12 protein-coding genes are annotated in these 13,117 nt (G+C 58.0%); 10 read left to right on the plus strand and 2 right to left on the minus strand.

Annotated features, from left to right (window positions below):
* Positions 1–10 precede the first annotated feature (10 nt).
* The 9 genes from mmsB (at position 11) to AC13D2_RS18130 (ending at position 8,812) form a co-directional block, all read left to right on the plus strand.
* Positions 11–898, plus strand: coding sequence for a 3-hydroxyisobutyrate dehydrogenase (mmsB, locus tag AC13D2_RS18090; RefSeq protein ID WP_292046449.1), 888 nt, complete (start codon positions 11–13; stop codon positions 896–898).
* A gap of 161 nt (positions 899–1,059) precedes the next feature.
* Positions 1,060–2,709 (plus strand): AMP-binding protein, encoded by a 1,650-nt coding sequence (locus AC13D2_RS18095; protein WP_482938989.1) that lies wholly within the window; start codon positions 1,060–1,062, stop codon positions 2,707–2,709.
* Complete coding sequence (locus AC13D2_RS18100) at positions 2,706–3,122, plus strand: PaaI family thioesterase (protein ID WP_292046447.1); 417 nt, start codon at positions 2,706–2,708, stop codon at positions 3,120–3,122. The genes AC13D2_RS18095 and AC13D2_RS18100 overlap by 4 nt, the downstream gene beginning before the upstream one ends.
* 4 nt (positions 3,123–3,126) lie before the next feature.
* Positions 3,127–3,936: an alpha/beta fold hydrolase gene (locus AC13D2_RS18105; RefSeq protein WP_292046446.1), complete on the plus strand. Its 810-nt coding sequence runs from the start codon at positions 3,127–3,129 to the stop codon at positions 3,934–3,936.
* A 71-nt stretch (positions 3,937–4,007) separates the two neighbouring features.
* Positions 4,008–4,784, plus strand: a complete 777-nt coding sequence (locus AC13D2_RS18110) for an ABC transporter ATP-binding protein (protein WP_288076263.1) — start codon at positions 4,008–4,010, stop codon at positions 4,782–4,784.
* Positions 4,781–5,503: an ABC transporter ATP-binding protein gene (locus AC13D2_RS18115; protein ID WP_300493763.1), complete on the plus strand. Its 723-nt coding sequence runs from the start codon at positions 4,781–4,783 to the stop codon at positions 5,501–5,503. Before AC13D2_RS18110 ends, AC13D2_RS18115 begins: the two co-directional genes overlap by 4 nt.
* A gap of 92 nt (positions 5,504–5,595) precedes the next feature.
* Complete coding sequence (locus AC13D2_RS18120; RefSeq protein ID WP_300493766.1) at positions 5,596–6,810, plus strand: ABC transporter substrate-binding protein; 1,215 nt, start codon at positions 5,596–5,598, stop codon at positions 6,808–6,810.
* A 116-nt stretch (positions 6,811–6,926) separates the two neighbouring features.
* Entirely contained in the window at positions 6,927–7,814 is an 888-nt protein-coding gene (locus AC13D2_RS18125; RefSeq protein ID WP_007154552.1) for a branched-chain amino acid ABC transporter permease, read from the plus strand.
* Between the two features lie 2 nt (positions 7,815–7,816).
* Positions 7,817–8,812: a branched-chain amino acid ABC transporter permease gene (locus tag AC13D2_RS18130; protein ID WP_482938990.1), complete on the plus strand. Its 996-nt coding sequence runs from the start codon at positions 7,817–7,819 to the stop codon at positions 8,810–8,812.
* Here AC13D2_RS18130 and AC13D2_RS18135 read toward each other — a convergent pair.
* Positions 8,809–10,761, minus strand: coding sequence for a hypothetical protein (locus tag AC13D2_RS18135; RefSeq protein WP_292046438.1), 1,953 nt, complete (start codon positions 10,759–10,761; stop codon positions 8,809–8,811). The two genes, AC13D2_RS18130 and AC13D2_RS18135, sit on opposite strands and share 4 nt — an antisense overlap.
* Positions 10,762–11,354: 593 nt before the next feature.
* Positions 11,355–12,077, minus strand: coding sequence for an FMN-dependent NADH-azoreductase (locus AC13D2_RS18140; protein ID WP_300493773.1), 723 nt, complete (start codon positions 12,075–12,077; stop codon positions 11,355–11,357).
* A 122-nt stretch (positions 12,078–12,199) separates the two neighbouring features.
* On the opposite strand from AC13D2_RS18140, the gene gcvA reads away from it, so the two are divergent.
* On the plus strand, positions 12,200–13,117 hold the full coding sequence (gcvA, locus tag AC13D2_RS18145; RefSeq protein WP_292046434.1) for a transcriptional regulator GcvA: 918 nt from the start codon (positions 12,200–12,202) through the stop codon (positions 13,115–13,117).

Below are 13,117 nucleotides of genomic sequence, written 5' to 3' on the forward strand. Positions count from 1 at the left end.
GAACAACAATATGGCGACTATCACATTTATCGGTCTTGGCAACATGGGCGGTCCCATGGCCGCCAACCTCGTCAAGGCAGGCCATGACCTGACCGTGTTTGATCTGTCTTCCGAGGCAGTCAAGGCGCTCACCAGCGAAGGCGCAAAATCCGCGGCGACAATCCAGGAGGCGGTGGAAGGTGCCGAGGTGGTGATTTCCATGCTACCTGCGGGTCAGCACGTGGAAGCGGTTTACCTCGGTGACAACGGGCTGTTGAAAAACCTGCCATCCACAACGTTGGTGATCGATTCTTCCACCATTGCGCCGGAAACCGCGAAAGGTGTGGCTGAGGCTGCGGTTGCTGCCGGTATTACCTTTATGGACGCGCCGGTCTCCGGCGGTGTCGGTGGCGCCAAGGCGGGAACCCTGACCTTTATCTGCGGTGGTGAAGCGGACGCCTTCGAGCGCGCTAAACCCGTTCTTGAGTGCATGGGCAAGAACATCTTCCACGCCGGCCCACATGGTGCCGGACAGATTGCCAAGATCTGCAACAACATGCTGCTGGCGATTCTGATGAGTGGTACCAGCGAGGCCCTGGCCCTCGGCGTGAAGAACGGCCTGGACCCTGCGGTGCTGTCGGAGATCATGAAGCAGAGTTCCGGTGGTAACTGGGCACTGAACGTCTACAACCCCTGGCCGGGGGTCATGGAGGGTGTGCCGGCGTCCCGTGACTATGAGGGCGGCTTCCTGGTAAACCTGATGAATAAGGATCTGGGGCTGGCCTTCGACAATGCGGTTAAGAATCAGGCGCCCATTCCCATGGGATCATTGGCCCGTAACCTGTTTGCGCTCCATGCCAACGAGGGTAACGGCGGGCTGGACTTCTCCAGTATCCAGAAGTTCTATTATCGCGGGTAGGGCTGAGTACCAGCGCCTTCAGAACGTCTGGTTGGACATTTCGTTCATGTCGACGGGTTTTGAGGGCGTTTATTTTTAGCTTAAAGTTTACCTTTACGTAAACTATAGCCTGTGATAAACATTGAAGTCAGAATTTTCCACAACAATAAAAGGACTGGATTATGAGTCTCCCGGATTACCAATCGGTCTATGACAATTTCGACCCTGCCAGCCTCGAAGCCGAGATCCTGGAGGGTAACCTGCAAGATGGCCTGAACGTCTGCACGGAAATCTGTGACAAGTGGGCGGAGGACCCTCAAAGGGTTGCGCTTTATTACGAGAAAGCTGACGGCGGTTCCGGCAAGCTGACCTTCGCCGAGCTGAAGGAGCAATCCGCCCGTTTTGCGAACTACCTCACCTCCAAGGGTATCGGCAAGGGCGACCGGGTTGCCGCCCTGCTGCCCCGCAGCCCGGAGCTGCTGATTGTCATTGCCGGCGCGCTACGCGCTGGCGCCGTTTATCAACCACTGTTCACCGCCTTCGGTCCCGGTGCCATCGAGTATCGTTTCGAGCGCGCCAGCACCAAGCTGGTAGTCACTGACCCTGTCAACTATCCGAAACTTACCGAGGTCAAGGACTGTGCGCCGGTGGTGTGCGTGAATGCCGCCGAAGTCAGTGGCGATATCCCGGACTTTGAGAAGACACTGGCAGAGCAATCCGGCCAGTTCGAGCCGGTATTGATCAAAGGTGGTGATCCGTTCCTGCAGATGTTTACCTCGGGTACGGTTGGTAAATCCAAAGGCGTTGCGGTTCCTGCCAAGGCATTGCTGGCGTTTTACGTGTACATGAGATATGCCATCGACCTGCGGGACGATGACGTGTTCTGGAACGTGGCTGATCCGGGCTGGGCCTACGGTCTTTATTACGCCGTGGTGGGCCCGTTGCTGATGGGGCATGCCACCCACTTCAATCCGGGCGCGTTCACCCCGGAAACCACCTACGACATGATCCGCAAGTACAAGATCACCAATCTGGCGGCTGCACCAACGGCTTACCGTTTGCTGAAGGCCAACGACCATGTACTGCCGGAGGGTGAAAATCTCGGGCTCAGAGTCGCCAGCAGTGCCGGCGAACCTTTGAACCCGGAAGTAGTGAGCTGGATTGAAAAGCGTCACTTCTGCCCGGTTAAGGATCACTATGGTCAGACCGAAACCGGCATGACCTGCTGCAATTTCCACAGTCTTGATCACCCGGTACGCCAGGGCTCAATGGGCTATTCCTCGCCGGGACACCGGGTCGTCGCCCTGAACGAAAAGAATGAAGAGGTCGGCGAAGGCGAAATCGGACAGGTGGCGGTCGATGTAAAGGCCTCACCGCTGTTCCACTTCGACGGCTACACCTGGGGTGAAAAAGACCCGTTCGTAAAAGGCTATTACCTGACCGGCGACATGGCGGTTTGTCACGGTGACGGCTGTTTCTCATTCAGTGGCCGTGACGATGACATCATCACCACCGCTGGTTACCGTGTGGGCCCTGCCGATGTCGAAAGCACCCTCCTGGAGCACAAGGCAGTGGCCGAGTCCGGTGTCGTCGCCAAGCCCGATGAAAAGCGCGGCTCGATCATCAAGGCCTACGTGGTGATCAAGGGTGATCAGGAGCCTGAAAGCGAAGACGCGTTGAAAGATGAATTGCAGGAACTGGTGCGTCATCGCCTCTCTGCCCACGCCTATCCCCGTGAAATCGAATTCGTGGACGAGCTGCCAAAAACCCCCAGTGGCAAGATCCAGCGCTTTGTTCTGCGCAACCAGGCGAAGGAAGAGAAACAGGGATGATGGTGACCTTCGAGGAACTGCAGGCCTTCCTCGCCGAACAGTTTCCCCAGGGTGCCCGCTACGGCACCTTGCAGGAGCTGGGCGACGGCTGGGCTGAAATGAAGCTGGAGGTTGCTGAAGAACATCTGCGCCCCGGCGGCACGGTGTCCGGCCCCGCCATGATGGCGTTGGCGGACGTGGCCCTGTATGCCGCGCTGCTGGGTAAAATCGGCCTGGTGCCGCTGGCGGTGACCAGTAACCTCAATATCAACTTCCTGCGCAAGCCGGTGGCCCACAGCCCGATCCGGGCGCGGGCCAGCATGCTGAGAATCGGCAAGACCAGCGGGGTGGGTGAAGTCTATATTCTCTCCGATGGCCTGGAAGATCCGGTTGCCCATGCCACCATCACCTACGCGATTCCGGCACAGCGGTGACGGCATGAAGGTCAGCAATCTTTCGGTTTCCCTGGGGGAGGGCGTCAGGGTTCAGGCCCAGCGCCTGTGCCATGGTGACAGTGCCGGGCCGGTGTTGGTGTTCCTGCATGAATCTTTGGGCAACATTACCTTATGGAAGCAGTTCCCCAGCCAGTTGGCAGAGGCCACAGGCCTTGATGCGCTGATCTATGAGCGCCGTGGTTACGGTGCCTCCAGTGACGAGCCACTGCCGCGTCCCTACGATTACCTGGAGCAGGAAGGCACTGTGTGGTTGCCACGGTTGCTGGATGCGCTGGCGATTGACGAGGTGATTCTGGTGGGCCATAGCGATGGTGGCTCCATCGCCTTGATTGCCGCAGCAGCGCTGGAGGCGCGGGTAAAGGGATTGATCACCATGGCCGCCCATACCTGGGCCGATCACCTGACCCTGGCAGGTATCCGTGACATGCGTCGGCGCTACCTGGAAGAAGGCATTCGCGAGAAGTTGCTGCGCCATCACGGCGAGCGCACCGATGCATTATTCTACGCCTGGCAGGACGTCTGGCTGGATGAAGGTTTTCAGGAGTCCATGGATTTTGGCCCCTGGCTGGACGCCATTCGTTGCCCGGCTATGATCATTCAAGGGGATGATGATGAATACGGGGTTCCGGAACAGGTGACCCGGATTGTGGAGGGCATCGGACATCGGGCCGAACCGGTGTTCATGGCTGAAACGGGACATTCGCCCCACATTCAGCAGCTTGACCGGGTGCTGGCGTTGATCAGCGAATTTTTGCGAATAGACGGTGATCAAAAAAGTACGATTTTTAGTTGACGTTTACGTAGACGTCAATTTAACCTGTAGTCAGTATAAACGCACAAAAATAACAAAAGGTAGAATGGCTCATGAGTGACCCGTTCGTTCTGGAAACCCAAAGCCTCGTCAAAGAGTTCAAGGGCTTTGTGGCGGTCGACGACGTTAACCTGAAGGTGCAGAGTGGCCACATACACGCCCTGATCGGCCCCAATGGCGCGGGCAAGACCACGGTATTCAACCTGCTCACCAAGTTCCTGATTCCCACACGCGGCAAGATCCTGTTCAAGGGTGAGGACATCACCTCGATGAAATCGGCGGCTATTGCCCGCAAAGGCGTGGTCCGTTCCTTTCAGATCTCGGCGGTTTTCCCCCATATGACGGCGCTTGAGAACATTCGCGTCGCCCTGCAGAGTTTTGAAGGCAACTCCTTCCGCTTCTGGAAATCCGGCGAATCCCTTAACAAGCTCAATGAGCGTTGTATGGAACTGCTGGACAGTGTCGGGCTGACTGAATTTGCCAACACCACCACCGTCGAACTTGCCTATGGTCGTAAGCGTGCCCTGGAACTGGCTACCACCCTGGCCATGGAGCCGGAGTTGCTGTTGCTGGACGAGCCCACCCAGGGAATGGGCAGTGAAGACGTGGATCGGGTCGTTGAACTGGTACGCAAAGCCGCTCAAGGCCGCACGGTGTTAATGGTGGAGCACAACCTGGGTGTGGTCAGCAAGCTATGCGATCGGGTAACGGTGCTGGCCCAGGGTTCTGTGTTGACCGAAGGGGACTACCAGCAGGTTTCCGACGACCCACGAGTTCGCGAAGTGTATATGGGTGGCACCGCCACTAAAAAGCAGGAGGCGGCGGAATGACACAGGCGCATCCAAAAGAGTACGAACAGCTTCGAATCTCTGGGCTACACGCGTTTTACGGAGAATCACACATTCTCCATGGCATTGATATGGAAGTTCAGCGCGGGGAGTTGGTCACGCTGCTGGGCCGCAATGGTGCCGGCCGCAGCACAACCCTGAAAGCGATTATGAATATGGTGGGCCGGCGTACCGGTTCCATCATGATCAACGGTGAGGAAACCATGTCCTGTGCGCCTCACCACATTGCAAGGTTGGGAGTAGGGTATTGCCCCGAACACCGGGGCATTTTTTCCGGGCTCAATGTCATGGAAAACCTGACACTTCCGCCCGTCGTCCGAAGTGGCGGCATGGGCTTGGAGGAAATTTTCTCCATGTTCCCCAACCTGTACGAACGCCGTACCAGCCCTGGCACCAAACTTTCTGGCGGTGAGCAGCAGATGCTGGCGATGGCCCGGATCCTGAGAACCGGTGCCAACATGCTGTTGCTGGACGAAATCACCGAAGGCCTGGCACCGGTGATCGTTGAAACACTGGGCGAGGTGTTGGTCAAGCTGAAAGAGAAAGGCCTGACGATTGTTCTGGTTGAGCAGAATTTCCATTTCGCCGCACCCCTGGCGGACCGTCACTACGTGATGGAACACGGCCAGATTGTGGAGGAGATCGGCGCCGACGAGCTTGAGGCCAAGCAGTCGATGCTGGACAAGTACCTGGGTGTATAACGCTCAGGCCAGAGAGTGAAAACGAGAGTGCAACAAGAGCAATAAGAACGAAACCCGAAAACCAACGCAACGACAGTAGCGGAGAAACAACAATGACAATCACCAAAAAGCTTCTGACATCAGCGATTGCATCAGCCATGTTTGTGGGTGCTGCCCAGGCTGAGATATCCGACAACACCGTCAAAATCGGTTACCTGGCCGACATGTCCGGCACCTACCGTGACCTGGCCGGACCAAATGGCCAGACCGCCCTCGAAATGGCTATCGCTGACTTCGGTGGCACGGTCAATGGCGCCAAGATCGAAGTGGTCAGCGCGGATGATCGGAACAGCCCGGACTCAGCTTCCAGCACCGCCCGGCGCTGGGTGGAGAACGAGAACGTTGACTTGATTGCCGGCCTGGTTGCCTCTTCGGTCACCATTGCCGTCAGCAACATCCTGGAAGAAAACGACAAGCTGGGCATCGTCTCCGGTTCTGCCGCGTCCAGCATTACCAACGAGCACTGCACGCCGAACCATATCCACTACGTGTACGACACCTACCCGCTGGCCAACGGTACCGCAAGCGCGGTGGTTAAAGAAGGTGGCAAGAGCTGGTTTATCCTGACCGCTGACTACGCCTTCGGTCACGCGCTGGAAGGCGACGTAACCCGTGTGGTGGAAGAAAATGGTGGTGAAGTGATGCAGGCGGTACGTCACCCGTTCCCGACCTCTGACTTCTCGTCCTTTATCCTGCAGGCGCAGTCCTCAGGTGCTGACGTGGTGGCCCTGGCAAACGCCGGTGCAGACACCACCAATGCCATCACCACCGCCGGTGAATTCGGCCTGACCCAGTCCGGCCAGACCCTGGCAGCGCTGCTGTTGTTCCTGACCGACGTTCACGCACTGGGTGCTCAGTCTGCCCAGGGCATTCAGCTGACCACCGGCTGGTACTGGAACATGAACGACGAAACCCGTGCCTGGTCTGACCGTTTCATGGAGAAAACCGGCGTTCGTCCCACCATGGTTCACGCTGGTATCTACTCCAGCACCATGCAGTACCTGAACGCCGTCAAGGCCACCGGATCGGATGCCGCCCAAACGGTACGCAAGCAGATGATGGATACGCCGATCAACGATATGTTTGCCAAGAACGGCTTCATTCGTGAGGACGGCCGCATGGTTCACGACATGTACCTGGCGCAAGTGAAAACGCCCGAAGAGTCCAAGAGCGAGTGGGACCTGTATGACATCGTACGCACCATCCCAGGGGACGAGGCGTATCGCCCGCTGTCTGAGAGCAAGTGCAAGCTCGTAACCCAAAACTGATGTTCTGACCGACTGGGCCGTCCCGCGCTATCCGGCAGTACCGGCGGGGCGGCCACTGACCTGCAGACACGCAACTTGCGAATACGATCCGTTGCGCTGCTTTTGGAGTTTGTAACATGACCGAGATTTTGGGAGTCCCCGTGGCCGTGCTGTCTGGCCAGTTGATGCTCGGGGTGATCAATGGCGCCTTTTATGCTCTGCTGAGCCTCGGCCTGGCAGTTATATTTGGCCTGCTAAAAATTATTAATTTCGCCCATGGCGCCATGTACATGCTCGGTGCCATGTGTACCGTACTGATTTTTGATGCCTTCGGCGTCAACTACTGGGTAGCGCTCTTCGTCGCGCCCGTGATCGTGGGCTGTTTCGGCATTCTGCTGGAATACTTCCTGTTGCGCCGCATCGCGGGCCAGGATCACATCTACAGCCTGTTGTTGACCTTCGGGATTGCGCTGATCCTTCAAGGTGTTCTGACCAATATTTATGGCGTTTCCGGCCTGCGCTATTCCATGCCGGAGATGTTCAGAGGTGGTATGAACCTCGGGTTCATGTTCCTTCCCTACTATCGTGCCTGGGTCATCGTGGCAGCCTTGCTGGTGTGCTTCGCAACCTGGTTCATGATTGAGAAAACCCGGCTTGGCTCCTACCTGCGGGCAGGCACGGAAGATTCCCAACTGATGCAGGGGTTTGGCATCAATGTGCCACTGCTGATCAGCCTCACCTACGGTTTTGGTGTCATGCTCGCCGCGTTCGCCGGTGCGCTTGCCGCACCCATTTACTCGGTGTCGCCGGTGATGGGTTCCAACATACTCATTGTGGTGTTTGCCGTGGTCGTCATCGGCGGCATGGGCTCCATCGCCGGCGCGGTAATTACCGGCCTGATGATGGGTGTCGTGGAAGGGTTCACTAAGGTGTTCTACCCGGAAGGGTCGGCAGCCGTGATCTTCCTGGTGATGGTGGTTGTCCTGTTGATTCGCCCGTCGGGCCTGTTTGGTAAGGAGGCATAGTCATGGCGAACGCAACCACGCAGACAGATATCCAGCAAAGTATCGTTCAGCAACAGAAGTCCGAGCAACGCAAGAAACAGATACTGAATCTTGTGCTGCTGGTGCTGCTCCTGCTGGCACCGGCGGTGATGTACCCCGTGTTCCTGATGAAAATCCTGTGCTTCGCCCTGTTCGCAGTGGCGTTCAACCTTCTGTTGGGCTACACCGGCCTGCTGTCATTCGGGCACGCAGCGTTCCTGGCTGCGGGTTCATACACCACCGGTTACCTGCTCTCGAATTTCTCCGGTCTGACAACCGAAATGGGGATTATCGCGGGCACAGTCGCGGCGACGGTGTTGGGGCTGGGCTTCGGAGTTGTAGCCATACGCCGTCAGGGTATCTATTTCGCGATGATCACCCTGGCGCTGGCGCAACTGGTCTACTTCTTCTTCGTGCAGGCGCCCTTTACCGGTGGCGAGGACGGCATGCATGGCGTACCCCGCGGTCATCTTTTCGGCCTCGTTGACCTGAGTAACAATTACGCCATGTACTACTTCGTGCTGGCTGTCTTCCTGGGAGGCTATCTGGTGGTGCAACGCATCGTCGGTTCCCCCTTCGGGCAGGTGCTCAAGGCGATCAAGCAGAACGAGCCACGGGCGGTGTCCCTTGGCTACAACGTGGATCGCTACAAGCTGCTCGCCTTCGTGATTTCGGCAAGCCTGGCCGGCCTGGCCGGATCGGTGAAAACCGTGGTGTTCCAGCTCGCGTCCCTCAACGACGCCCACTGGCACATGTCCGGCGAAGTCATCCTGATGACGCTTCTGGGTGGCACTGGCACGTTGCTGGGCCCGGTGGTCGGTGCCACCTTCGTGGTGAACCTGGAATATCAGCTGGCCCAGGGGCCGTTGGGTGACTGGGTAGACCCCATCCTTGGCGGTATCTTCGTGCTGACGGTGATGGCCTTCCGCTCGGGCATTGTGGGGGAAATCCAGAACTTCATGCGCAAGAACATGAGTTAGTCGTCACTGGCCGCCCAACTGCCATATCCCAGCTCCATGACCCGGGCCACTTCGGTCTCGGGTATGGCCGCCAGGTCGCCAAGTTCGAGGGTGTCGTAGTGAAAGGCGTAAAGGCGGGACGTGAATTCTGCCACGGGCAGGGATGCCTCACCCCGGATTTCTCCGTGTCCTCGCGTTGAGCAGGTGATGCCCTGGCCCCAGTCCTGCCCGCTATCGTTGTTGGGATTGAAGAAGTACACCCGCATCTCGTTGCTGGGGCTGAGCGCAACCCGCAGGATGGTGATGGCATGTCGCCCCACAAATCGGGCGGCGCTGTCTGTAACGGCAATTCCGGCAGGCTGGTGATGAATAACGGGTATGTTGCCATTGTAATAAGGATGGTAGCTCGCGTAGAAATGGCGAACAAAGCCCTCGTAGTCCTGCACCTCCCCGGTATGGATGTCCGCTACCACCTTGAAACCATGGCTTACCCACCAGCCATAGAATTCCGGGTTGATCCAGCGATGGGCGTCATCGTCCCGGTCTTCACAGCGCCGCCACATCTCACCATAGATCCGGTCCAGGTGGGGAATCAGGATCAGTGATACCGGGTCTACGTCGACGGGGGTGTCCTTGATCAACCCCGGTTCCAGATTCTTGGACGACACTTCCCACCCTTCAAATCGGCTCAGCACCTCGTTGTCGCGGGCGGCCCAGGTCAGTACCTGGAGCAGGTAGTCAGCCTCGTTGGCGGCCCACATGGATAGCCCGATGGCGGACTGGCAACTGGGGTTGTTGCCCTGCCCAACGCCCAGTGGCTGGCCCAACAGGTTGAGCACGCCGGCCAACAGGAAAACTCTTGGTGGAATCTCATCACCGAACGTTTCTGACAGCGCCTGCTCGGTTTCCGCCGATAATTTGAGCTTGATCTGCCGCCACAGGGCCTGAGCGACGGGTGGGGTGAACAACGAACCCCGCTCCAACATCATGGTCAGCCCGTAGACCGCCTGACAGGTTTCCGGATGGATGGCTTCATCAATCAGCGCATCCACGAGTTGGTTGTAACAATAGAAATCATCCAGCCCGGTCATCGTCAGCCCCAGGGCGGTGGGGATGAGCTCTTCCTCGTCGCTGGTGCGCAGAAACCGCAAAAATACCGCGTGATAGGGCGACGCCAGCCCGGTATCGTGCATGTTGCGAGCAAACTCGCTGGCTTCCGCGGACAGCTCAACGTCGTCCATTTTGGCCAGGCGTAGCTGGTACAGGTCCAATCCGGGATCTTCACGGCTACCGGGCGTGGGTGCAAACAGCGCCCTCACCAGGCGGGTGGCGTCGGCGGTGCCTGTGGTTTTCAGTTCCGGGTCATACAGGCATTTGGCGATCTGGCCAATCATGTCGCAGATGCTGTCCACCTGCACAGGTCCTTGTTCCAGCAGCCGCCACACCTCAGCCACCAGGCTGTCCAGCAGGTTTTCGTAGCCAAGGTGGGATATCAGGTACTGGTATAGCCCCAGAACGAGGGGGCCGAGTTGTTTGGGCCGTTCGCGGTCCGCTTCATTGAGGTTGCCAGACAGCAGATCCAGGTTCAGGGCCATCACCTGGGTGAGGAAATGCCGAGCCTGCTCTGAGGAAATACCCGGGTGAAAATAGTCGCCGCGCACCACCGCCAGCAGGCGAATTTCACTGATGGCCTCGACAACCGTAGTGACGGCGCCGGCTTCACGCAGTGAGTGCTTGGCCAGGGCGGGTTGTAGAATGGCGGGTTTTGACCAGTCACTGGCGCCGAAGATGCCAGCTGATTCCAGAGCGCGAACCCGGCGGTACAGGACATCGAAGCCCCCCGGCAGGGTCATCAAAAGACGCGCACGTTCCAACAACCCCAGGCTGGAGGCTTGTGGCGACGCACTACGGGCGCGGGCAAAGTCTGCCAGGGCGGCATCAAGTTGCAATGAAGCCTGGGCGAGATCCAATGGTCAGCTCCTTTTCCGTTTTCCCTGATTCCGTCGTATACGCTGCCTGGTAATGGATTTAACAACAGGCGCGTCGAGGGCAGTTATAGAGGCCAGTGTAGTCCCCCTCGATCGAGAAACGAAGCTTCCGAAAATTGATACGGTATTTGCCTGTCTCGTCAAATGGCCAGGAAAGCTCGACAAAGGAACGTTGAATCTTTGCCTCGAACATTCAGGGCACTACAGTGGAAGAGGCTGGATTGGGCCTGGTATTACGCATTGCCGGATCGGTAGGGGGTATAAGCAAACAGCAACTTATGGGTTGCTGTAAATCGACAGCTCCCGGGCGTGTCGTTCGGGCTTCGGATCATCTATGGACTCCACGGCTTCAATCTGCGCAATGTAGTCTGCCGGAAGGCCGTTTTCCCGACGGGCCGGTTTCCTACGCGTTGCATTTGGCAGAACCGTCCCCGGCGGATTTGTGGAAGCGGAGCCGGTGAGCGGGGAGTTCTGCCACAGCTATGAACCGGGCCGATGGAACCCTGGCCTTGAGTCGTCGTTGCGACATGTTGGAGCCATAGCTGAAGCAGAGCATGGAATGTCCTTGTTGGCGATTACACAGAGCCTACCAGTGATGATGATGTCATTGCAGGTGCGGCCTTTGTGAGTGACCCCTGCAACTGCATCACCAATTCATCCACCCGCCGTTCTGCCTCAGCAACGGATTGCGCCAACACATCACCGCCTTCCTCCTGATTTTCAACAGCAATGCTGTGCAGGTTGGTAATACCGATAAACTCAAGCACGGTGGTCAGGCTTGGCTCCAGGTGATTCATATGTGCCAGCTCGCCCCCAGGTTCAAATCCAACCCCGCCGCGGGAAGACAGGATAACCGCATGGCGGGGGCGGTCTGCCAGCAGTGCTGTGAAAGGGGCTTCGGGGGTGGATGGGTCGTACTCCACGGTCCGGCCCATGCGAACGATCTGGTCCACCCAGGCCTTCAGAGCCGCGGGCATACCAAAATTATAGAGCGGCGCACCAATGACCAGGATGTCCGCGGCGACCAGTTCATCAATCAGTTGGTCGCTTTCCGCCAGTGTGTCGTTCATCCAGGGCTCGTGCTTTTCGGGTGGAGCAAAGGCCGCCTGTATCCATCGCTGATCAATGAAGGAAGGCGGTGTGTCACCGATATCTCGGTGGGTCACGGTATCGCCGGGGCGTCGGGCCTGCCACCGGGAAACGAACCGGTGGGTCAGGCTGCGGCTGTGGGAGCCGTGTTCGTGGGTGCCGGCGCGGCCAGGGCGGGCAGAGGCGTCGAGTTGCAGGATGTGAGTCATATCGGGCTCCAGTCTGTTGTGAGATAAATTCATCTGTGGTTGACAGATAATTAAGCCTAAATCCATACTTTCAGGCTCACAAACGATGATTTTTTGTGCCTATAGATGAGGTGTATTCATCCATGAATCCCCGGCGCCTGCCTTCGCTGTCCGCCTTGCGAGCCTTCGAGGCGGCTGCCCGCCATGAGAGTGCCAAGCAGGCTGCTCAAGAATTGTCGGTGACCGCCACGGCGATTAGTCATCAGATTCGTGGGCTTGAGGAAGCGCTTGGGGTGGAACTGTTCGTTCGCAAACCCCGGCAACTGTTGCTGACGCCTAAAGGGCGAGAATTGCAGGAGGTTCTGGGAGCTGCCTTCGACAACATCGGCAACGCCATCGAGCGATTGAAGGCAGTGCCGTCGCGCCAGGCAGTTACTCTGTCGACCACGCCGGCTGTAGCGGTGCGTTGGCTACTGTCCTGGGTGTGCATGTTGCGGGACAGCCATCCGGACATTGACCTGCGCATCCACGCTTCCCACGAACCGGTGGCTCTGGACGGGGTGACGGCGGATCTTGCCATTCGCTATGGGGATGGCCATTGGCCGGGTTTAGTCGCGGAGAAACTGTTCGATAACACGTTTATACCAGCTTGCAGCCCCCACCTTGGGCTGAAACGGCCTGAAGACCTGCGAAACCACCCATTGATTCATTTCCGTCCCCAACATGCGTCGATAACGCCATTGGATTGGGCCGGCTGGCAGAAGCTGGCGGAGCTATCCGGCCTGGATGTCAGCGCTGGATTGGTGTTTTCAGACGAAACCCATGCGATCTCCGCTGCCGTGGGTGGCCAGGGCGTGGCACTGATGAGCCGGCCGTTGATCGAGGATGAGTTAGCCGAAGGGCGGCTGGTGCAGCCCTTCGGCCCGGAGCTTGAAGGTAAGCCTTTCTATCTGGTGTACCCGGAAAGCCGCCGGCAGGACCCGACGATACTGGCCATCCGCGATTGGGTACTGAACGTACCCGGTGGATTGTGCTCAGTATCGCCGACTGCTACCGCCTGA

Source organism: Marinobacter sp. B-12 (assembly GCF_056857915.1).

Excerpts from the sequence above, each read along its gene's own strand:
- mmsB (WP_292046449.1), top strand. The coding sequence starts at position 11 with ATGGCGACTATCACATTTATCGGTCTTGGCAACATGGGCGGTCCCATG.
- AC13D2_RS18095 (WP_482938989.1), top strand. The coding sequence starts at position 1,060 with ATGAGTCTCCCGGATTACCAATCGGTCTATGACAATTTCGACCCTGCC.
- AC13D2_RS18100 (WP_292046447.1), top strand. The coding sequence starts at position 2,706 with ATGATGGTGACCTTCGAGGAACTGCAGGCCTTCCTCGCCGAACAGTTT.
- AC13D2_RS18105 (WP_292046446.1), top strand. The coding sequence starts at position 3,127 with ATGAAGGTCAGCAATCTTTCGGTTTCCCTGGGGGAGGGCGTCAGGGTT.
- AC13D2_RS18110 (WP_288076263.1), top strand. The coding sequence starts at position 4,008 with ATGAGTGACCCGTTCGTTCTGGAAACCCAAAGCCTCGTCAAAGAGTTC.
- AC13D2_RS18115 (WP_300493763.1), top strand. The coding sequence starts at position 4,781 with ATGACACAGGCGCATCCAAAAGAGTACGAACAGCTTCGAATCTCTGGG.
- AC13D2_RS18120 (WP_300493766.1), top strand. The coding sequence starts at position 5,596 with ATGACAATCACCAAAAAGCTTCTGACATCAGCGATTGCATCAGCCATG.
- AC13D2_RS18125 (WP_007154552.1), top strand. The coding sequence starts at position 6,927 with ATGACCGAGATTTTGGGAGTCCCCGTGGCCGTGCTGTCTGGCCAGTTG.
- AC13D2_RS18130 (WP_482938990.1), top strand. The coding sequence starts at position 7,817 with ATGGCGAACGCAACCACGCAGACAGATATCCAGCAAAGTATCGTTCAG.
- AC13D2_RS18140 (WP_300493773.1), bottom strand. The coding sequence starts at position 12,077 with ATGACTCACATCCTGCAACTCGACGCCTCTGCCCGCCCTGGCCGCGCC.
- gcvA (WP_292046434.1), top strand. The coding sequence starts at position 12,200 with ATGAATCCCCGGCGCCTGCCTTCGCTGTCCGCCTTGCGAGCCTTCGAG.